General features: G+C 63.9%; 12 protein-coding genes. All 12 read left to right on the top strand.

Going from position 1 to position 21,317, the window contains the following annotated elements; all coding sequences use genetic code 11:
- Window positions 1-20: 20 nt before the first annotated feature.
- The 12 genes from flgG to NJH59_RS20755 all read left to right on the top strand — a co-directional run bounded on the left by flgG (window position 21) and on the right by NJH59_RS20755 (window position 21,305).
- Window positions 21-806: a flagellar basal-body rod protein FlgG gene (gene flgG / locus NJH59_RS20700; RefSeq protein WP_043861787.1), complete on the top strand. Its 786-nt coding sequence runs from the start codon at window positions 21-23 to the stop codon at window positions 804-806.
- A gap of 53 nt (window positions 807-859) precedes the next feature.
- On the top strand, window positions 860-1,555 hold the full coding sequence (gene flgH, locus NJH59_RS20705; protein ID WP_043861788.1) for a flagellar basal body L-ring protein FlgH: 696 nt from the start codon (window positions 860-862) through the stop codon (window positions 1,553-1,555).
- A gap of 12 nt (window positions 1,556-1,567) precedes the next feature.
- Entirely contained in the window at window positions 1,568-2,677 is a 1,110-nt protein-coding gene (locus NJH59_RS20710) for a flagellar basal body P-ring protein FlgI (RefSeq protein ID WP_054915656.1), read from the top strand.
- 10 nt (window positions 2,678-2,687) lie between these two features.
- Entirely contained in the window at window positions 2,688-3,893 is a 1,206-nt protein-coding gene (gene flgJ, locus NJH59_RS20715; protein ID WP_043861789.1) for a flagellar assembly peptidoglycan hydrolase FlgJ, read from the top strand.
- Window positions 3,894-3,903: 10 nt separating this feature from the next.
- On the top strand, window positions 3,904-5,943 hold the full coding sequence (gene flgK, locus NJH59_RS20720; RefSeq protein ID WP_253087248.1) for a flagellar hook-associated protein FlgK: 2,040 nt from the start codon (window positions 3,904-3,906) through the stop codon (window positions 5,941-5,943).
- Window positions 5,944-5,956: 13 nt separating this feature from the next.
- Complete coding sequence (locus NJH59_RS20725; protein ID WP_043861791.1) at window positions 5,957-7,540, top strand: flagellar hook-associated protein 3; 1,584 nt, start codon at window positions 5,957-5,959, stop codon at window positions 7,538-7,540.
- A gap of 70 nt (window positions 7,541-7,610) precedes the next feature.
- A complete protein-coding gene (locus tag NJH59_RS20730; RefSeq protein WP_253087249.1) occupies window positions 7,611-11,168 on the top strand; it encodes a glycosyltransferase in 3,558 nt (1,185 codons plus the stop codon).
- A 57-nt stretch (window positions 11,169-11,225) separates the two neighbouring features.
- Window positions 11,226-14,012, top strand: a complete 2,787-nt coding sequence (locus NJH59_RS20735; protein ID WP_253087250.1) for a glycosyltransferase — start codon at window positions 11,226-11,228, stop codon at window positions 14,010-14,012.
- A 219-nt stretch (window positions 14,013-14,231) separates the two neighbouring features.
- Window positions 14,232-15,395, top strand: coding sequence for a dTDP-4-amino-4,6-dideoxygalactose transaminase (rffA, locus tag NJH59_RS20740; RefSeq protein WP_058542058.1), 1,164 nt, complete (start codon window positions 14,232-14,234; stop codon window positions 15,393-15,395).
- 37 nt (window positions 15,396-15,432) lie between these two features.
- Window positions 15,433-19,008, top strand: a complete 3,576-nt coding sequence (locus tag NJH59_RS20745; RefSeq protein ID WP_253087251.1) for a glycosyltransferase — start codon at window positions 15,433-15,435, stop codon at window positions 19,006-19,008.
- 238 nt (window positions 19,009-19,246) lie between these two features.
- Window positions 19,247-20,188: a ketoacyl-ACP synthase III gene (locus tag NJH59_RS20750; protein ID WP_054915639.1), complete on the top strand. Its 942-nt coding sequence runs from the start codon at window positions 19,247-19,249 to the stop codon at window positions 20,186-20,188.
- Window positions 20,189-20,456: 268 nt separating this feature from the next.
- Window positions 20,457-21,305, top strand: a complete 849-nt coding sequence (locus NJH59_RS20755) for a flagellin domain-containing protein (protein ID WP_054915638.1) — start codon at window positions 20,457-20,459, stop codon at window positions 21,303-21,305.
- Window positions 21,306-21,317 lie beyond the last annotated feature (12 nt).

A 21,317-nucleotide genomic window follows, 5' to 3' on the forward strand; every position in this document is an offset into this window, starting at 1 on the left:
AGGCGCACGAGGAGAACAGCATGCTTCCGGCTCTTTGGGTCAGTAAAACCGGTTTGTCCGCCCAGGACACCAACCTGACCACCATTTCCAACAACCTGGCCAACGTCTCGACCACCGGCTTCAAGCGTGATCGTGCCGAGTTCCAGGACCTGCTCTACCAGATCAAGCGCCAGCCAGGTGCACAGTCGACCCAGGACAGCGAGCTGCCATCGGGTCTGCAGGTGGGTACTGGTGTGCGCATCGTCGGCACCCAGAAAAACTTCAGCACCGGCAGCCTGCAAACCACCGAGAACCCGCTGGACATGGCCATCAACGGTCGCGGCTTCTTCCAGGTACTGCAGCCAGACGGTACCGTTTCGTACAGCCGTGACGGTACCTTCCACCTGAACTCCGATGGCCAGGTGGTCACCGCCAACGGTTTCGCCCTCGAGCCTGCCGTGGTCGTGCCGCCAGACGCGCAGACCTTCACCGTGGGCCAGGACGGCACCGTATCGATCACCACCGCCGGCAACCCGGCCGCGCAGATCATCGGCAACATCCAGACCGCCGACTTCATCAACCCGGCCGGCCTGCAGGCCATGGGCAACAACCTGTTCCTGGAAACCGCCGCCAGCGGTGCGCCGCAGATCGGCACGCCGGGCCTGAACGGCTTCGGTACCACCCTGCAGCAGACCCTGGAAAACTCCAACGTCAGCACCGTGGAAGAGCTGGTCAACATGATCACCACCCAACGTGCCTACGAGATGAACTCCAAGGTGATTTCCACCGCCGACCAGATGCTCTCGTTCGTTACCCAGAACCTGTAAGTGAAGCCCCAGGGGCGCTGATGCGGCGCCTGTTACACCGTGAGGTCAGAGTCATGAGCCGTTTGTTGTCCGTATTCGCCCTGGGTGGGGTGGTGTTGCTGGCCGGTTGCGTCGCGCCGACGCCAAAGCCCAACGACCCGTACTACGCGCCTGTGTTGCCGCGTACACCCCTGCCTGCAGCGGCCAACAACGGCTCCATCTACCAGGCCGGTTTCGAGCAGAACCTGTACAGCGACCGCAAGGCGTTCCGGGTGGGCGACATCATCACCATCACGCTCAACGAGCGTACCCAGGCGAGCAAGAACGCCAACTCGCAGATCGCCAAGAACAGCAAGGCCGAGCTTGGCCTGACCTCGCTGTTCGGTGCCGGGGTCAACACCAACAATCCGTTTGGCGACGGTGACCTGAGCCTCAGCGCCGGCTACAGCGGCGACCGCGCCACCAAGGGCGACAGCAAGGCGGCCCAGGGCAATACCCTGACCGGTTCGATCACCGTCACCGTGGCCGACGTGCTGCCCAACGGCATCATCGCGGTACGCGGCGAGAAGTGGATGACCCTCAACACCGGCGACGAGCTGGTGCGTATTGCCGGCATGGTACGCGCCGACGACATCGCCACCGACAACACCGTGCCGTCGACCCGGGTCGCCGATGCGCGCATCACCTATTCGGGCACCGGCTCGTTTGCCGATGCCAGCCAGCCCGGTTGGCTGGACCGCTTCTTCATCAGCCCGCTTTGGCCTTTCTAGGTTCGGATGATCATGTTCAACATCAAGCAGCTGATTGCCGCGACTGTCCTGTTGTCCACCGCGTTCGGCGTACATGCCGAGCGCCTCAAGGACATCGCCAGCATTTCCGGCGTGCGTACCAACCAGTTGATCGGCTACGGCCTGGTGGTGGGGCTCAACGGCACGGGTGACCAGACTACCCAGACCCCGTTCACCCTGCAGACCTTCAACAACATGCTCTCGCAGTTCGGTATCAAGGTGCCGCCGGGCTCGGGCAACGTGCAACTGAAAAACGTCGCGGCAGTGTCGGTGCACGCCGACCTGCCGGCGTTCGCCAAGCCGGGCCAGGTGGTGGACATCACCGTGTCGTCCATCGGCAACTCCAAGAGCCTGCGCGGCGGCAGCCTGCTGATGACCCCGCTCAAGGGTATCGACGGCAACGTCTACGCCATTGCCCAGGGCAACCTGGTGGTGGGCGGCTTCGATGCCGAGGGCCGTGATGGTTCCAAGATCACCGTCAACGTGCCATCGGCCGGGCGTATTCCGGGCGGTGCATCGGTAGAGCGCTCGGTGCCGAGCGGCTTCAACCAGGGCAACAGCCTGACCCTGAACCTCAATCGCCCCGACTTCACCACCGCCAAGCGTATCGTCGACAAGGTCAACGAACTGCTCGGCCCGGGTGTGGCCCAGGCGCTGGATGGTGGCTCGGTGCGCGTCACCGCGCCCCTGGACCCGAGCCAGCGCGTCGACTACCTGTCGATCCTGGAGAATCTCGAGATCGACCCCGGCCAGGCAGTGGCCAAGGTCATCATCAACTCGCGTACCGGTACCATCGTGATCGGCCAGAACGTCAAGGTATCGCCAGCGGCGGTCACCCACGGCAGCCTGACCGTGACCATCACCGAAGACCCGATCGTCAGCCAGCCCGGCCCGTTCTCCAATGGCGAGACGGCAGTGGTGCCGCGCTCGCGGGTCAACGCCGAGCAGGAAGCCAAGCCGATGTTCAAGTTCGGGCCGGGCACTACGCTCGACGAGATCGTGCGTGCGGTCAACCAGGTGGGCGCGGCCCCCGGTGACCTGATGGCGATTCTCGAAGCCCTCAAACAGGCCGGCGCACTGCAAGCCGACCTGATCGTGATCTGAGGGGCTGGTCATGGATATGCCTAAAAGCGGCATCAGTGCCGCCGACAGTGGTGCCTACACCGACCTCAACCGCCTCAACTCGCTCAAGGTGGGTGATCGCGACAGCGACGCCAACCTGCGCAAGGTCGCCCAGGAATTCGAGTCGCTGTTCCTCAACGAGATGCTCAAGTCGATGCGCTCGGCCAGCGATGTGCTGGCCAAGGACAACCCGCTCAATACCGAAACCACCAAGCAGTACCAGCAGATGTACGACCAGCAGTTGGCGGTGAGCATGTCCCGCGAGGGCGGCGGCATCGGCCTGCAGGATGTGCTGATGCGCCAGCTGTCCAAGCAGAAGGCCACCAACGCTGCAGCGGCGGCCAGCAGCCCGTTCCCGCGGGTCGACCTGCAGCAGCGCAGCCTGTGGGCGACCAAGGTGGCCGAGCCACTGCGTGATGCCGCCAGCACCAGCCACCGCAACGACATGGCGGCGCTCAATTCGCGGCGTCTGGCGTTGCCCGGCAAGCTCACCGATCGCCTGCTGGCCGGTATCGTGCCGTCGGCAGATGGAACGCCAGCCACCACCAATACCGCCGCGTTGCCGCAGCGCACCACGGCCATGACCGATGCGCTGGTCAAGGGCGACTGGGCCCCGGCCCAGACTTTTGCCGCGCCGGGCTCGATGCGTATCTACGGACGTGCCGTGGCGCAGCCGCCACTGGCCCCGGCCAAGCGCGCGTTCGATTCCAGCGACGAGTTCGTCACCACCATGCTGCCGATGGCCGAGCAGGCCGCCAAGCGTATCGGCATCGACCCGCGGTACCTGGTGGCACAGGCCGCCCTGGAAACCGGCTGGGGCAAATCGGTGATGCGCCAGGCCGATGGCAGCAGCAGCCACAACCTGTTCGGCATCAAGGCCACCGGCAACTGGAAAGGCGATCAGGCACGTGCGATCACCAGCGAGTTCCGTGACGGGCAGTTCGTCAAGGAAACCGCTGCGTTCCGTTCCTATGACTCCTACCAGGACAGCTTCCACGACCTGGTGAGCCTGTTGCAAAACAATGCTCGCTATAAAGATGCGGTAAATGCGGCCGATAAGCCTGAACAGTTTGTGCGAGAGCTGCAGAAGGCCGGGTATGCAACCGATCCGGACTACGCCAGCAAGATCTCGCAGATCGCAAAACAGATGAAGTCGTACGAGAGCTACGCAGCTGTCGCTACTACAACGAAACTATAAGGTTTGAATTATGGCGAGTTTGATCAATATCGGCTTATCCGGTGCCAGCGCTGCCCAATCGGGCATGCACACCACGGGTAACAACATCGCTAACGTCGATACCGCTGGTTACTCGCGCCAGCAGAACATTCAAAACTCCAAGAGTTCGATCCGCGAAGGCCAGGTGTTCATCGGCACCGGCACCACGCTGGCCGATGTGCGCCGCGTGTACAACAACTTCCTGGAAAACCAGCTGCGTACCACCAACTCGCTGAGCAGCGAGGCCAACGCCTTTCTCGACCAGGTCAGCCCCACCGACAAGCTGCTGTCGGACAAGGACACCGGTATCACTGGCGCCCTGCAGAGCTTTTTCACCGCCCTGCAGAGCGCTGGCGCCAAGCCGACCGAAGACGCCTCGCGCCAGTTGCTGCTGACCAGCGCCCAGGCACTGAGCAAGCGCTTCAACACCATCGCCGCGCAGCTCAACCAGCAGAACACCAACATCAACGGCAACCTGTCGTCGATGGCCACCCAGGTCAACAACCTGACGGCCACCATTGCCAACTACAACGACCAGATCTCCCGCGTGTCGTCATTGCAGGGCAGCCCCAACGACCTGCTCGACAAGCGCAACGAAGCGGTGCGCCAGCTCAGCAACCTGGTGGGCGTGGATGTGGTCGAGCGCGAGGGCAACCTCGACGTGTACCTCAAGAACGGCCAGTCGCTGGTGCTCGGCAAGACCACCAACACCCTCGAGACGGTGAACAGCCCGACCGACCCGACCCGTTCCAACCTGGTGCTCAACCGGGGCACCACCAAGATCGATATCACCAGCAGCGTCAGCGGTGGCGAGATCGGCGGCCTGATCACCTACCGCAATGACGTGCTGGAACCGGCGCTCAACGAACTCGGCCGTGTGGCCCTGGTGGTGGCCGACCGGATCAACAGCCAGCTGGCGCAAGGTATCGACAAGAACGGTGACTTCGGCGCGACCCTGTTCAACGATATCAACAACGCCACCATGATGGCTCAGCGCAGCATCGCCAAGGCGGGCAACAACGCCGCCACCGGCAGCCTTAACGTCAACATCAAGGACACCGGCAAGCTGACCACCAGCGACTACCAGGTGACCTTTACCGACGACAACAACTACACCGTCACCCGGCTCCCGGGTGGCACTGCAGTGGGCTCCTACAAGCTGGACGAGACCCCACCGCCGGTGATCGACGGCTTCACCCTGGAAATGAACGGTGGCCTGCCCAGCAAGGGCGACTCGTTCAAGATCACCCCGACCCGCGGCGCCGCGGGCAGCCTCGACACCGTGCTCACCGACCCCAAGCGCATCGCGCTGGCGGCGCCGCTGACCGGCACCAGCGGTGCAGGCAACCAGGGTACCGGCATCATCGGTCAGCCCAACCTGACTTCGATGATCGACATCTACGACTCGGCCCAGCGCATCGAGCTGCAGAACGGCCTGAAGTACTCGACGCCGGTCAAGCTGGTGTTCGGTGATGAAAGCACCAACCCGCAGACCTACAAGATCCACAACGCCCAGGGCGATGAAATCGGCAGCGGTACTATCATTCCGGGCCAGGAAAACAAGCTGCAGATCAACGTGCCGATGGTCGATGCCAGCGGCAACCCGGTGGGTACGCCACAAAAGAACATCACCTTTGAAATGACCGTGGCCGGTTCGCCCAAGCAGGGCGACAACTACACGGTGGGCATGACCGGTGCCGGCTCGGCCGACAACCGCAACGGCCAGGCGGTGATCGATCTGCAGACCAAGGCCACCGTCGACGTCGGCCCCAACGGCAAGGGCATCAGCCTGACCGATGCCTACGGCAAGCTGGTGGAGAACGTCGGCGGCAAGGCGGCCCAGGCCAAGCTCGATACCGAGGCCACCGGAGCCCTGCAGAAGTCTGCGGTAGCCGCCAGCGCTTCGGTGTCCGGCGTCGACCTGGACGAAGAAACCGGCAACCTGATCAAGTTCCAGCAGTACTACACGGCCTCCTCGCAGATCATCAAGATCGCGCAGGAAATTTTCTCCACGCTGATCAACAGCCTTTAAGGAGTCGTAGATCGTGCGCATTTCCACCGCCCAGTTCTACCAGACCAGCACCTCCAACTATCAGGCTAACTTCGCCAAGGCCGTGGAGTCCCAGCAGCAGGCCAGTGACCAGTTGCGCGTACGTACCGCCGCGGACGACCCGGTCGGTGCCGCGCGCCTGCTGCAACTGGAACAGCAGAACAACCTGATCACCCAGTACAGTGGCAACATCTCCAGTGCACGCTCCAGCCTGGGCACCTCCGAGGCCACCCTCAACAGCATTACCAATGTGCTGTCGCGGGTGAAGGAGCTGGCGATCGGCGCCGGCAGCGGCAACATGACCGACAACGATCGCAAGGCCAACGAGCAGGAGTTGTCGCAGCTCGAAGAGCAACTGTTCAGTCTGATGAACAGCCGCGACGAGAACGGCAAGTACATCTTCTCGGGTTCGCGTGGTGACACGCAGCCGTTCGAACGCAATGCCGATGGCACCTACTCGTACAAGGGCGACCAGAGCACCACCAACCTGCAGGTCGGTGACATGCTCAGCGTGGCCACCAACGAGACCGGCTACGACGTGTTCCAGAAGGCGCTAAACACCAGCCGCAGCCAGACCACCATGACCGCGCCTGCCAACCCGGCCGACGTGCGTGTCAACTTGTCCAATGGCCAGGTCTCCGGCAGCTCGACCTACAACGACCTGTTCCGCAGCGGCGAGCCGTACAAGATCGAGTTCGTCAGCGCCACCGAATTCAAGATCACCGACGTCAACAACGTCGACCGTACCCTGGAAGCCACCAATGGCGGGGTCTTCAACCCGAAGGGCGGCAACACCACCATCAATTTCCGCGGCGTCGACATCCGCATGGAAGTCGGCCTGCAGGGCGACGAATTGACCGACCCCACCGCCGCTGACGACGCGGTGCGCGGGCACGAGTTCACCCTCGCTTCCAAACCCGACGAAATCACCGGCACCCGCAGCCCCGGCAACGTGTCGCCCGACGGCCAGCTCAGCGGCCTGTCGATCGCGGACAAGGCAAAATACGACGCTGCGTTCCCCGGTGGCGGTGCGATCGTCAAGTTCACCAGCGACACCACGTTCGATGTCTATGCGCAGCCGATGACCGCCGACAGCCGTCCTGTGGGCAGCGGTGATACCACCGTCAGCCCGACCCGTGTGGCCGGTGTCGACTTCACCTTCACTGGTACTCCGAAAGATGGCGACCAGTACTCGGTGCAGGTCAACAACCACCAGAACCAGAACGTGCTCGACACCATCCATCAGTTGCGTACCGCGCTGCTGACACCTGTCGACAACGATCCGACAGCCCGCCGCAACTTCCTCGCGTCGATGGACTCGGCTATCTCCAACCTGGCCAGCGCAGCGGACAAGATCGCCGAATCCATCAGCTCCATCGGTGGACGCGGTGCGGCACTGGATGTGCAGGCAGAAACCAACGAAGCCTTGCAGTCGGCCAACACCATCACGCAGAACTCGATCCGCAACGCCGACCCTGCCGAGACGATGATCCGTCTCACGCTTCAGCAGAACATGCTGCAAGCCTCGCAACTGGCCTTCAGCAAGCTGGCCGCGCTCGGGCTGTTCAACCGGCTCTGATTGACCCTTTTCTGCAGTACCCACCCGGGGGCGCTCAGTCGCCCCCGGGGTTTTCTCCAGGTCTATCTCAATGAACGAACTGCCGCTCGTCAGCATCGCCATCCCCGCGTTCAACCCCGAGTTCTTCAGTCGCGCCCTGCACAGTGCCATTACCCAGCGTTATGCCAACGTGGAAGTGGTCGTGTGCGACGACAGCCAGGGTGACGAGATCAAGGCGATTTTCGATCTGTGGGCAGGCCAGGCCACGTGCGCGTTGCGGTATGTGCGCAACCCTTCGACGCTGGGCTTTTCGCGCAATGTGCTGATGTGCCTGGAGCAGGCGCAGGGTGAATTCATCAAGTTTCTCTGCGATGACGACTGGCTGGTGAGTGACTGCATCGCTCAGTCGGTGCAGGTGATGCTCGACTGCCCGGATGTGAATGTGCTGGTTCACCATCGGCTGATATGCGCGGCGGACGAAACGGTACTGCCCATGCGCCAGGCCAACTGCATCATTTCCCCCACCAGCGCGTTGATCAACGGCGGCGACCTGCTGGAGGCGCTCGAAAGCAACCTGCCGAACCTGTTTGGGGGTATCAGCCATGCGCTGTTGCGCCGTGCCCAGGTTCAGGACTTTTTGCCGCAGCTGGTGCAGGAGGGCGAAGGGTTTCGTGCGCGTCTGGTCGAAGCGCTGTTCATCTGCCTGCTGCGCCGTGGCCACCTGGCCTACCTGAACACCATGCTCAGCCTGGAGCGCGTTCACCCTGGGCGCTTGAGCCATCACCCCAGCATGACCCTGGCTTTCGCTACCGAAAGCGAGTGGTTGCGCCAGATGCTCGCCTCGCGCACCAGTGAACCGGCGCCGGCCAGCGGTTGGGTGCGGCACATTCCACTGGAGCTCTACACCGCCGGCGCAGACAAGGCCTGGGAAGAGTTCGAGCTGACGCGCCTGTATGCGCGCCAGGTCGCCAGTTTTCAGCAACAGGTCGGCACCAGCAGCCTGAGCTTCACCGAGCTGTACGGCGAGTGGCTGGGGTGTCGGGTATTGTCGGCGGCGCAGCTTGACCTGCTGCCCAAGCGCATTGCGCAATGGCCGCGTCGCCCGCGCATCGACGTGCTGGTGCTCGCTGCTCAAGACGATGGCGTGGCACTCAAGGCCACGCTGGACAGCCTGGAGCAACAGTCCTATGCCGCTGCGGCCATTTGCGTGCTGGGCCCGGCAGCGCTGCAACCGTTGAACCCCAAGTTCGTGCAGGTGCACGCCCAGGGCCACGCCATCGAGCAGCTCAATGACTGCGTGACCCGCGATGGGGCGGGCGACTGGGTATTTCTGCTGCGCGCAGGCGACTGCCTGCACCCGCATGCGTTGGTCATCATGGCCGAGCGCATGGCACTGCAACCCGACTGCGCGTGCCTGTACACCGATGAAGGCACCCACGACAACCTGCAGCCCAGCCAGCCGATCTTCAAGCCGGACTTCAACCTGGACCTGATGCGCAGTGTTCCCTACGTAGGCAGGCTGCTGGCCTTCGATACCGCCCGGGTGCGTGAGCAGGGCGGTTTCGACCCGCAGTTCGAGTCGCTGGCTCCCCACGACATGCTCTGGAAACTGGTCGAGAGTCAAGGGTTGGGCGCGGTGGGGCATGTCGCCGAGCTGCTGGTGCAATGTCGCTACGGCTATGAGGCCTGGCAGCGGGAAGCGGCCTGTGCCGTACAGGCACCCAGGGTGCTGCGTGCGCATCTGGCACGCCTGGGCGTCGAGGCCGAGGTGGTCAGCGCCGAAGGCTCGATGTTTGCCCATGTGCAGTATCGACATGCCGATACGCCGGCGGTGTCGATCATCGTTGCCGCAGGCGATGACGTAAAGGCACTGACGCGCTGCGTCGAATCGATTTTCGAGCACACCGCCTACCGCAACTACGAGATCCTGATTGCTGTCAGTGGTCGTGAGTCGATGCCGGTACAAGGCTGGCTGGCTGCAATGCAGGGGCTTGGCAGCGAGCAGTTGCGCATTGTGCCGGTAACCTCGGCGAATGGCCCGGCGCTTTACAACCAGGCCAGCCTGCAGGCACGTGGCAGCTACCTGCTGTTGCTCGATTCGGACTGCGTGTTTTTCGATGCGCAATGGCTTGATGAACTGGTAGGTCAGGCCCAGCGCCCAGAGGTCGGCATCGTCGGGCCAAAATTGTGCAACCAGACTGGCAACGTGACCGGAGCAGGCCTGGTGCTGGGGCTGCACGGCGTTGCCAGCAGTCCGTTTTTCGGCCAGCCCGCAGACGCCAATGGCTACATGAATCGGTTGGCCTGCGTGCAGAACTACAGCGCCGTGAGTGGCGTCTGCCTGATGGTACGTCGCGAGCTGTTCGACCAGCTTGGCGGTCTGGACGGCGAAACCTTCTCGACCGGCTTGAGTGATGCCGACCTTTGTCTGCGTGTGCGCGACCATGGCTATCTGATCGTCTGGACTCCCTTTGCGGTGGTTGCCAAGGCCACCTCGCAGACGGTGGCCCTGGACGAGCAGCACAAGGACAGCTTCTACGAGCGCTGGCTGCCGCGCGTGGCCAATGACCCGGCGTACAACCACAACCTCAGCTTGCGCATGGCCAGTTTCAACCTGGAGCCGGGCCTGCGCGAGGGATGGGTGCCGTTCATCCAGCCGGTGCTGCCTTTTGTCATGGCCTTGCCAATCAACACCACTGCGGTCGGACACTATCGCGTCAGCCAGCCGTTCAAGGAGCTGGAACGGGCCGGCTGGATACAGGGACAGTTGAACTATGTGCTGCCGAGCATGGTGGAGCTTGAGCGTTGCAAGCCGGATGTGATCATCCTGCAGTGCCGCTATACCACCGGCTCGCTTGAGGAGATGGCGCGCATCCAGCGACTTTCTTCGGCTCGGCGCATCTACGAGATCGATGACTACATCATCGATGTGCCCGAGAAGAATGAACACCGGCGCAACATGCCCGGCAACATGCGCGAAATGGTCAGCCGCGGTATCGCCCTGTGTGATCGGGTGGTGGTCTCCACCGAGCCACTGGCCGACGCGCTGTCGAGCATGCACCGGGATATTCGAGTGGTCCCCAACATGCTCTCGCGCTCGTTGTGGGGCGGCCTGAAGGGGCGCCGCCAGACGTCGGCGCGTCCGCGTGTCGGCTGGGCGGGCGGCACCAGCCACCGCGGCGACCTCGAACTGCTGGCCGAGGTGGTCAAGACCTTGGCCAATGAGGTCGACTGGGTGTTCTTCGGCATGTGCCCGCCGCTGCTGCGTCCCTACATCAAGGAGTTTCATGCCGGCGTGCCGCTGCACCTGTACCCGCAGAAGCTGGCGGGCCTGAACCTCGATCTGGCGCTGGCGCCGCTCGAGCAGAACCTGTTCAACGACTGCAAGAGCAACCTGCGCCTGCTGGAATACGGTGCTTGCGGTTTCCCGGTGATCTGCACCGAGACCAAGGCCTACGGTGGTTACCTGCCCTGTACGCGGGTCGCCAGTAACACCACCGAGCAGTGGCTGGACGCGATCCGCATGCACCTGGCAGATCCGCAGGCCAGTTATCGCCAGGGCGATGCGCTACGCGAAGCGGTACTGCGTGACTACGTACTCAATACACACAATCTGCAGCAATGGGCCAACGGCTGGTTGGCCGATTGACCTCCACCGGCCGGCAAGTCGCCTGGCCGGGCATCCAACAACAGAGGTAGGTGCTTTATGACTGACAACGCAACCGGGTTGGGCAAAGACGTTACGGTCGTGCTGCTGGGGCATGAAGAGCAGGGCTATCGCGAGCGCGCACTGCATTACTACAAGACGCAGGGTCTCGCCTGTGCAGTGGTCGAGCACGCCTCGTCGAACCTGACTGGCGATGCCTGCACCCAGGGGCTGCAGGCGCTGCTTTCGCAGCTTGCAACGCCGTTCGTGAGCCTGGCGCTGGATACCGATTTTGTCCGTGTTCAGGCCCTGGAGGCTGCGGCAGAGCATCTTCATGCGCACCCGCAGTGCCAGTTGGCCCAGGGCTACGTGCTGGGCTACGCCCCCGGCAGCAAGCAGGTGGCCTACCACAAGATCGGCGATGCACTTGATGCCACCGTTGGCGAAAACGCACGTGTTGCCATCGAGCAGTATGCCGCCAGCGGACAGTCGGCCTGGCGTGCGCTCGTGCGAGTACCGACGCTGCAGGCTGTGCTGTCGACCTTGCCCGCCGGGCTCGATTTCGATACCTGGCTGGTGGTGGTGTCGTACTCGATGCTCGGCCAGGGCGCGCTCAAGCGGCTGGACCAGACCGATGCGCTGGTGCAGTACGCCGACAGCCGGCTGAGCCAGGTCGAACGCGAAGAGCAGCGGGTGCGTGCGGTGCGCGTGCTGCGCCAGTGGGACGCCGACCACCTTCGGCTATGCGCCGACGATGAGGGCTTCACCGTCATCGACCGGTTCGTTGGTGCCACCCAGGGTGGTGTTGCTACCGATCTGCTGTTCACCTCCACCTGGAGCGGCATGAATGCAGCGCCCGAGCGCAGGTTCGAGCCGCGCCAGTTTGTCGAGCTGCCTTACTACAATGCGCCGTTGTTCGAGGTACTGACCGGTCTGGAATTCCTGTTGCACGCCTGGCCGGTCGGACAGGCCCATCGGCAGGCGGTCGAGGGTACCTGGGTGAGCCAGTTCGAGCTGTTGCGCGAGCACCCCAACGACACCGTCGATACCCTGAGGGCACGCTACTGGCAAGCGTTGGACCTGGGGGTGTTCACCCCCGAGGTTTGCCGCCGTCTGCTTGCGACCCTGGTGGATGAGGACGTCCAGGCCGATGCCCGCGAGCTGCAGGCATGGCTGGAACGCCTGGATGGTCTGCCGGGCATCGACCCGGCCGCGTGGCTCAGGGCCACCGCCTCGGGCCTGGTGCAGGAGTCGATTGCCGCTGCCACGCCGGACGCCGCCACCCAGCAGCGTATCGTCGCCCACCTGAGCAAGCAGCGTGCTGCACAGATCGCCTTCGTGGTTGTCGACCTGGAAGACGACAACGGCGCACTGCAGAACACCTTCGACAGCCTGTTGGCCAGTGGCCTGCGCGACTTCAAGCTGGTCGTGCTCAAGGCCGGCAAGCCGCCGGTGGTGACCACGCCACGCGATACCCTGCATTTCATCCAGGTCACGCCGGGCAATTTCGTCTCCCACCTGAACCAGGTGGCGCGTCAGGTACCAAGTGAATGGCTGTTGCTGCTGCAGGCCGGCGACCTGCTGACCGTGGGCGGCTTGCTGCGCCTGCAGGTGGAGCTGGCGTCAGCCCCGGGCTGCCTGGCCATCTGCGCCAACGAAGTGCAGCGCGACTCCGACGGGCGTCTGGTCAGCGTGGTGCGCCAGGGTGGCAACCTGGACCTGCTGCGCAGCCGTCCCGACCTGATGTCGCAGCACTGGCTGGTACGTCGCGAGGCAGTGGTCGAACTGGGCGGCTACAGCGAAACCTACCCGCAGGCGGTGGAGTTCGACCTGCTGCTGCGTCTGGTCGAGCACAACGGCCTGAACTGCCTGGCACACATGGACGAGTACCTGGTGATCGGTCGGGGCGGGCGTGAGGGCATGGCCCAGGACGCGCTGTCCACGCTCAACCGTCACCTGGCGGCGCTGGGCTACCGTGGCCAGGTCAATGATGCAGGCGAGGGGCAGTTGCAGATCGACTTCCGCCATCAGTCCACGCCGCTGGTGAGCATCCTGATCGCGGCCGACGATGACCTCGAGCAACTCAAGGCCTGCGTGGCCAGTGTGCTGCAGCGTACCCGCTACCCGCGCTACGAAGTGCTGGTGGCCTGCCGCGACACCCTGGCAGACCTCACGGTCGCTGCGCTGCAAGGGTTTGGCGGGCGGGTCAAGCTGCTGGCCGGCGAACACGTGCAGTCAGCCTCGCAGCTCATCAACCTGGCTGCCGTCAACGCCAGTGGCGAGTACCTGGTGCTGCTCTCCAGCCGTTGCCAGGTGGTGACGCCGGCCTGGATCGAAGCCCTGCTCAACCAGGCCCAGCGCCCTGAAGTGGGCGTGGTAGGTGCGCGTCTGGTGGACCGCGAAGCCGCCATCAGCCATGCCGGTTACGAACTGCTTGCCGGCGCCCAGGTGCAGTCGCCCTGGCTGGGGGTGTCGACGCGCGACAGCAAGGCGTCGCTGTGGTCGGGCGTGGTCCGCAGTTGTGCGGCGGTGTCGGCTGACTGCCTTATGGTACGCAAGGCACTGTTCGAGCAGTGCGATGGCCTGTCTGCCGAGGGCGGTGCCGACATCGAGCTGTGCCTGAAGGCAGCCGATGCCGGCCTGCTGGTGATCTGGGCGCCACAGGCGCAGTTGCTCAGCGACCAGGTGCCAATGCCGGATGCCCAGGCCTGCCAGGCGCTGGAAGGCCGTTGGCCGGCTGCGTTCAGCAGCCGGGTGATCATCGACGGCCGGTTTGGTGTCGATGTGTCGCGCTCGGTCGCTGCCGGTGGTTCGCCGGTGCTGGAGTGGCTCGCCGACCTGGGCTGATGGCGCGGGTTTTGCAAAAGCCGGGTTTCGTGCCCGGCTTTTTTGTGCCCGACCCGCTCAGGCATGAGCGCCGCGTCAGGATCATGCCGGGGTACGGCAGTTTATTGACAGCCATCGCAGGGCGGGCGGGCTTTTCAAGCCGCAGGTGCGCCGTTGTGATCGCCTGAAAAACCTACACAGATCGTACCGGCCCCAGGGCCGTGCGATGGAGGCGTTACCGTGAGCAAACAGGTTATCCCTTTCAACAAGCCGTTCGTGGTTGGCAAAGAGCTGTTCTACATTGCCCAGGCGGTCATGAACGGCTCCATTGCGGGGGACGGCGAATTCACCACGCTGTGTCAGGGCTGGCTGGAAAACAACCTGGGCTGTGAAAAGGCGCTGCTGACCCATTCGTGCACCGCTGCGCTGGAAATGGCCGCGATCCTGGCCGACGTCGGGCCGGGCGACGAAGTCATCATGCCGTCCTTCACCTTTGTCTCCACGGCCAATGCCTTCGTTCTGCGCGGTGCGGTACCGGTGTTCGTGGACATTCGCGACGACACCCTGAACCTGGACGAGCGCCTGGTCGAGGCGGCCATCACCGACAAGACCAAGGCCGTGGTGGCGGTGCACTACGCCGGGCAGCCGTGCGACATGGATGTCTTGGCGCAGATCTGCGAAAAGCATGGCCTGTTCCTGATCGAGGATGCCGCCCAGGCGATCCTGGCCCGCGACCGCAAGCGCGCCCTGGGCACCATCGGGCACCTGGGCTGCCTGAGCTTTCACGAAACCAAGAACGTCATCAGCGGCGAGGGCGGTGCCCTGCTGATCAACGATCCGCGGCTGGTCGAGCGGGCCGAGATCATCTGGCAGAAGGGCACCAACCGCAAGGCCTTCAGCCGCGGCGAAGTGAGCAAGTACACCTGGGTGGATGTCGGCTCGTCGTTCCTGCCCAGCGAGCTGACGGCCGCATTTTTGTACGCGCAGCTCGAGCATGGCGAGCGCATCAACAAGCACCGTCGGACCCTGTACGAGAAGTATTTCAGCCTGCTGCGACCACTGGCCGCCGATGGTCTGTTCCAGCTGCCGCGTACCCTGGACGACAAGCCGGCCAACGCGCACATCTTCTACCTGCTGATGCGCAGTGTCGAAGAGCGCACGGCGTTGATCGCGTTTCTGCGTGAGCATGGGGTGAATGCGGTGTTCCACTATGTGCCATTGCATGACTCGCCAGCCGGCCTGCGTTATGCGCGCAGCAGCGGCCAGTTGCCGATCACCACGGATGTCTCGCAGCGCCTGTTGCGCCTGCCGTTGTTTTCCGACATGCGTAGCCGCCAGGTGGCGCATGTGTGTGCGTGCATCGCGCGCTTTTTCCAGGACAAGCCTTCGAGCGCCTCGCGCTGACAGCAGCACGCCCCTAATCAGAGATTGGAGTTTCACCATGTCGCATGCCTCGCAGGTCGACGCGCAGGTCCTTGAGCAGGCGTTGTTTCGACACACCCTGATGTTCGCCAAACCCGAACACCCTTACTACATCATGGCGCCCGACTACCGGGACACCTCCTCGGGCATCGTGTCGCTGCACTACCTGTGTCACGTGCTCAACCTGAACGGGCGCGAGGCGTACCTGTGCGGGCCCAAGGTGGTCAACCCCAACCTGAAGACGCCGCTGCTCGACGCCGCCACCGAGCAGCGGCATCAGCAACACGGCAAGGTGGCCATCGCCGTGTATCCGGAGGTTGTGGTCGGCAACCCGCTGGGGCGCAGGGTGGTCTCGCGCTTTTTGCTGAACTTCGAAGGGCTGATCAACGGCAAGTCGATGGAGGCCGCGCCCACCGACCTGCTGTTCTACTACGGCCCGGCGCTGGCCGAAAAACGCGGCCACGCCAACCCCGACCTGCTGGGCCTGCCGGTGCTCGACATCGACCTGTTCAAGGCGCCGCCGGCGGGCACGCCACGCAGGGGTTGCTACCTGTATCAGAACCGTCATCCCCTGGAGCAGATCGACTACTCGCTGTTGCCCGAGGGTATCCAGCTGCTGCGCATCGCCAATGCGCTGCCGCTTCATGAACTGGCCCAGGTGCTGCGCTCGGCCGAGGTGATGTACAGCTACGAATGGTCGATGACCTGCGTGATCGCCGTGCTGTGTGGCTGCCCGGTGATCTTCATGCCCGGTAGTGGTGTCGACCAGGCGTTTCTCGAAACCGGCTTCCTTGGCAGCGCCGGCTTTGCCCTGCTTGACCAGCCGGACGCGCTGGCCACCGCCAGGGCAGGGGTGGAGGGGGCATTGCAGCGCTACGTGCTGGCAACGCTGCCGTTCTGGCAGCAGCTGGATACGTTCATTGCCAAGACCCAGGCCGCGGCCGCGCTCGAAGCGGCGGACCTGAACCTGGGCGTGCTGCCCTGGTTGCGCGAGCGCCACCCTGATGCCCAGCAGCTGCGCCTGATCAACGAGCGCCTCGACAGCCAGCCGATGCCGGTCATCGGTGTGCTTGTGCTGGATGACGCTGATGATCGCCAGCGCCTGGCCGCCACCCTGGCCAGCCTGGGTACGCAGCGCTGCCTGTACCCGCACCTTGAGGTCAGCGTGCTTGGCAACCAGTCGTTGGCCGACCCGCAGGTACGGCATGTGCCCTGTGCCCGGGAGCGGCAAGCTGAAGCCATCAATACTGCGCTGCAGCACAGCCGGTGCGACTGGTTCCTGATCGTGGAGGCGGGCGTCGAATTCACGGCCTCGGGCCTGCTGATCGCGGCACTCGAGCTTGTCGGTGCCGAGGCCGGTTGCCTGGCGTACATGGCTGATGAAGCGATGCGCGCGACCAACGGCAGCACCGACATCGCACTGCGACCGGATTTCAACCTCGACCTGCTGCTGAGTTTCCCGGCGAGTCTGTCGCGGCACTGGTTCTACCAGCGCCAGGCCTTGTTGCAACGGGGCGGCTTCGCCCTCGACTGCGCTCGGGCCTTCGAGCTGGAGTACCAGCTGCGTCTGGTCGAACAGCAGGGCCTGGGCTGCGTGGGGCATGTCGCCGAGCCGTTGCTGATCGGCGAGGCCCTGCCGTTGCGTGATTGCGCCCACGAGCGCGCGGTGCTGGAACGCCACCTGCAGGCCCGCGGTTACACGCAGGGGCAGGTCGCGGTGCTGGCGTCGTCGCCGGGCCGTTATCGTCTCGATTACGGGCATGCCCAGGCCGCCTCGGTGAGTATCCTGATCGCCCTGGAAGGCAGCGTCGGCCACTTCCAGCGCTGCATCGAAACCTTGCTGGAGAACACGGCGCTGGCTGGCGGCTTCGAAGTGCTGTTGCTGGCGCCGTCTGCCCTGGACGAGGCTGCCCGTGAATGGCTGGCGATGGTCGAGCAGATCGGCGGTGAGCAGATTCAGGTCCTGCACTATGCTGCCGGCCAGTCGCGGGTTGCCATGTGCAATCACGCGGCGCAGCAGGCCCGTGGCGATTTCCTGCTGTGGCTGGATGCGCGTGCGGGGATCCTCGCGCGCGACTGGCTGCAGCAATTGCTCAATCACGCCCAGCGGCCCGAGGTGGGCGCGGTGGGGGCCAAGCTGATGGCGGCCGACGGCAAGGTCCGGCATGCCGGCCTGGTGCTGGGGCTCACCGGCCTGGTGGGCTCGGCATTCGACGGGGTCGATCATCAGCAGGCCGGTTACATGGGGCGGCTGCAGGTCGATCAGGACTGTTCGGCGCTCAGTGGCGAATGCCTGATGCTGCGCCGGGCGCTGTTCCTTGAGGCCGGCGGCTTTGCCGAAGATCCGCTGCTGGCCCGCTGGGTGGATGTCGACCTGTGCCTGAGGCTGCAGGAGGCCGGTTACCTGAACGTCTGGACGCCCCATGTGCAATTGCTGATGGACGCTTGCGAGCGCGACGCGGCGACCACGGAGCAGGAGGACGCTCTGCTGGCCCGTTGGCTGCCACGCCTGGCCCGCGATCCGGCATACAACGCCAACCTGTCGTTGCAGGTGCCGGGTGGCTTTGTCCGGGCGAGCAACTCGCTGGTGTGGAACCCGCTGAAAAGCTGGCACCCGCTGCCCATGTTGCTGGCTCACCCGGCCGACCTGCAGGGCGCCGGCCAGCAGCGCATCGTCGAGCCGTTCAAGGCGCTGCGCGAGGCGGGGTGGGTGGACGGGCTGGTCACGCCGCACCTGCTGTCTGCCGTGGAGCTGGAGCGCTACGCACCGGACACCGTGCTGCTGCAGCGCCCGCTCGATGACGCGCAACTGCTGGCCATGCGGCGCCTGCGGGCGTTCTCGCGGGCGTTCAAGGTGCTCGACGTGGACGGCTACCTGCCGCAGATGCGCTTGCAGGGCGCGCATGCCGGGTTTGGCGCCGACGAAATCAGCCAGCGCTTGCAGAGCGCGGTGATCCTCGCCGATCGCATCATCGTACCTGCGCCCGCGCTGGCCGAGGTGCTGGCAGGCCAGCACGACGATGTTCGTGTGCTGGAGGCCAGCTTGCCGGGCCGATGGTGGCGCAATCTCCAGGGCAAGCGTGGCATGGGCAGCAAGCCCCGTGTCGGCTGGGCCGGGGCGGTGGATGCCGACCTGCTGGTCGATGTGGTCAGGACGCTGGCCGCGGAGGTGGAGTGGGTGGCGCTGGGCGACTGCCCCGAGGCCCTGCGCCCCTACATGAAGGAGGTACACGCCGCCGTCGCCCCCGAACGGCAGGCCGCAGCGCTGGCCGCGCTCAACCTGGACCTGGCGCTGGCGCCCATGGCCCAGAGCCTGCTCAATGCCTGCTCGGGCAACCCGGGGTTGCTGGAGTACGCCGCCTGTGGCTACCCGATCATCTGCAGCAATGTGCCGGGCTTTGCCGGTGTCGATGTGCTGCCGCTGACCCGCGTGGCCAACACCACGGCCGACTGGCTGGCCGCGATCCGCCTGCACCTGGGCGACCCGCAGGCTTCCGCCAGCCTGGGCGAGGTGCTGCAGGCCAGCGTGCGGCGCGACTGGCTGCTCGAGGGCGAGCGCCTGGCGCTGTGGCGCGCGGCCTGGCTGGCGGGCTGAGCGGTTTTGCAGGGCGGTCGGGCCTTCCCGACCTGGCCGTCCTCACGTGACCGTGAAGTGCTGTGCACAAGCATCGCCCTGGTTCGCGTACAATGCCGTGACTTGGCAGTCGAAACGTGCATCTCTAAGCTAATGAATCAGCGGGCGGTGCAGGTGGCCTGGAGCGGCGCTGCGTGAGATCCCTTGCCTGCAGGGGAGTGAGGCCCGTGAAAATCCGCATATCTATCGGGAAGCCACAATGATTGGCATCAAAAGTATCGCGAGTTACGTACCTGTCGAGGGTCTGAACAATTACGCCCAGGGTGCGAAATTCGGCAAGGATCAGGACTTCATTCTGGGCAAGATCGGTTCGACCTTTCTGCCGCGCAAGGAGGCAGGTCAGGAGACCTCGGACTTGTGTGTAGAGGCCGCCAAGGTCCTGTTCGCTGCCAATCCTTCGTTGTCCCCGGAGTCGATCGATGTGCTCATCGTGGTCACCCAGAACGGCGACGCCGAAGGGTTGCCGCACACTGCCGCGATCGTCCAGCACAAGCTTGGCTTGCCCACCCATGTGGCGGCCTTCGACATTTCCCTGGGCTGTTCCGGTTACGTCTACGGCCTTTATGCCATCAAGGGCTTCATGGAGGCGGCGGGGCTGAAGAACGGCCTGCTGATCACCGCCGATCCCTATTCCAAGATCGTCGATCCGGAAGATCGCAACACCACCATGCTGTTCGGTGATGCTGCCACGGTCACCTGGATGGGCGAGGACGCGGCCTGGCAACTGGGCAAATCGAGCTTTGGCACCGACGGTGGCGGCGCAGAGCACCTGAAGGTGAATGACGGGGTGTTCTTCATGAACGGTCGCCAGGTGTTCAACTTCGCGTTGCTCAAGGTACCTGCGCACCTGCGTCAGTTGCTCGAGGCGAGCAATCTGGGGGCCAACGACATCGACCTGTTCTGCATTCACCAGGGCAGTGCGGCAATCGTCGATGCCGTGGCGCGCCGCTTCGAGGAAGACAAGCCCGAAACCATCGAGAAATTCGTCAAGGACATGGTCGAGACCGGCAACACGGTGTCCTCGAGCATTCCGTTGCTGCTGGAAAAGCACGTACTGGGCACCCAGCACAGGCGTGTGGCCTTGAGCGGTTTTGGCGTGGGCCTGTCGTGGGGCTCGGCAATCATCGAGCGTCGGGACTGAACCGACCTCCCGTCTACAGAAGCGCTGCCTTGAAGGTGGCGCTTTTTTTTGCCTTTGCGGTATGCCACAACCAAGGCTGTGCCGCAGGGGCCATAAAGCTGGCGTCAAACCCTTGATTTCATTGGAGTGGCAGGGTGCCAGTAAAAATTTTCAAAAAACCCCTAAAGCAACCTGCACAGACGACGATAACTATTACGAAGGTTCTCTAGGCCACACCCGGCGCTTGCCAGGGCCGGAAGCCGCAATACCCACAAACGAGGAATTCGTCATGGCATTAACCGTAAACACCAACGTCACGTCGCTGAACGTTCAGAAAAACCTGAACCGCGCTTCCGACGCCCTGAGCACCTCGATGACTCGCCTGTCTTCCGGCCTGAAAATCAACAGCGCCAAAGACGACGCCGCTGGCCTGCAGATCGCTACCCGTATGACCTCGCAGATCCGCGGTCAGACCATGGCAATCAAAAACGCCAACGACGGTATCTCGATCGCCCAGACCGCTGAAGGCGCGATGCAAGAGCAGGTCAACATCCTGCAGCGTATGCGTGAACTGGCTCTGCAATCGCGAAACGACTCGAACGATTCGGACAACCGTGACTCGCTGAACTCCGAGTTCGCTCAGATGCGTGACGAGCTGACCCGTATCGCTCAGTCCACCCAGCTGAACGGCAAGAACCTGCTGGACGGTTCCGCCAGCACCATGACCTTCCAGGTCGGTTCGGAAACCGGTGGCATCAACCAGATCAGCATCGACCTGACCGGCAAGTACCTGGCCAGCGACCTGGGTATCACCAACGCCATCACCATCGCCGGTAGCGACAGCGCCACTGCCGAGACCAACTTCTCGGCTGCAATGGACGCGATCGATGCTGCGGTCAAGACCATCGGTGAAGGCCGTGCTGCACTGGGTGCCGTTCAGAACCGTCTGACCAGCACCATCAACAACCTGCAGAACATCAACGAAAACGCCGACGCTGCCCGTGGTCGTGTACAAGATACCGACTTCGCTGCCGAGACCGCTCAGCTGACCAAGCAGCAGACTCTGCAACAAGCTTCGACTTCGGTTCTGGCCCAGGCCAACCAGCTGCCATCCGCCGTACTGAAACTGCTTCAGTAATCGCCTGATGGT

Source organism: Pseudomonas sp. VE 267-6A (genome assembly GCF_024126555.1).
In the GTDB taxonomy this organism is placed as follows: Bacteria; Pseudomonadota; Gammaproteobacteria; order Pseudomonadales; family Pseudomonadaceae; genus Aquipseudomonas; species Aquipseudomonas palmensis.

Coding starts and splice junctions, on each gene's coding strand:
- flgG (WP_043861787.1), top strand. CDS start 21: ATGCTTCCGGCTCTTTGGGTCAGTAAAACCGGTTTGTCCGCCCAGGAC.
- flgH (WP_043861788.1), top strand. CDS start 860: ATGAGCCGTTTGTTGTCCGTATTCGCCCTGGGTGGGGTGGTGTTGCTG.
- NJH59_RS20710 (WP_054915656.1), top strand. CDS start 1,568: ATGTTCAACATCAAGCAGCTGATTGCCGCGACTGTCCTGTTGTCCACC.
- flgJ (WP_043861789.1), top strand. CDS start 2,688: ATGGATATGCCTAAAAGCGGCATCAGTGCCGCCGACAGTGGTGCCTAC.
- flgK (WP_253087248.1), top strand. CDS start 3,904: ATGGCGAGTTTGATCAATATCGGCTTATCCGGTGCCAGCGCTGCCCAA.
- NJH59_RS20730 (WP_253087249.1), top strand. CDS start 7,611: ATGAACGAACTGCCGCTCGTCAGCATCGCCATCCCCGCGTTCAACCCC.
- NJH59_RS20735 (WP_253087250.1), top strand. CDS start 11,226: ATGACTGACAACGCAACCGGGTTGGGCAAAGACGTTACGGTCGTGCTG.
- NJH59_RS20745 (WP_253087251.1), top strand. CDS start 15,433: ATGTCGCATGCCTCGCAGGTCGACGCGCAGGTCCTTGAGCAGGCGTTG.
- NJH59_RS20750 (WP_054915639.1), top strand. CDS start 19,247: ATGATTGGCATCAAAAGTATCGCGAGTTACGTACCTGTCGAGGGTCTG.
- NJH59_RS20755 (WP_054915638.1), top strand. CDS start 20,457: ATGGCATTAACCGTAAACACCAACGTCACGTCGCTGAACGTTCAGAAA.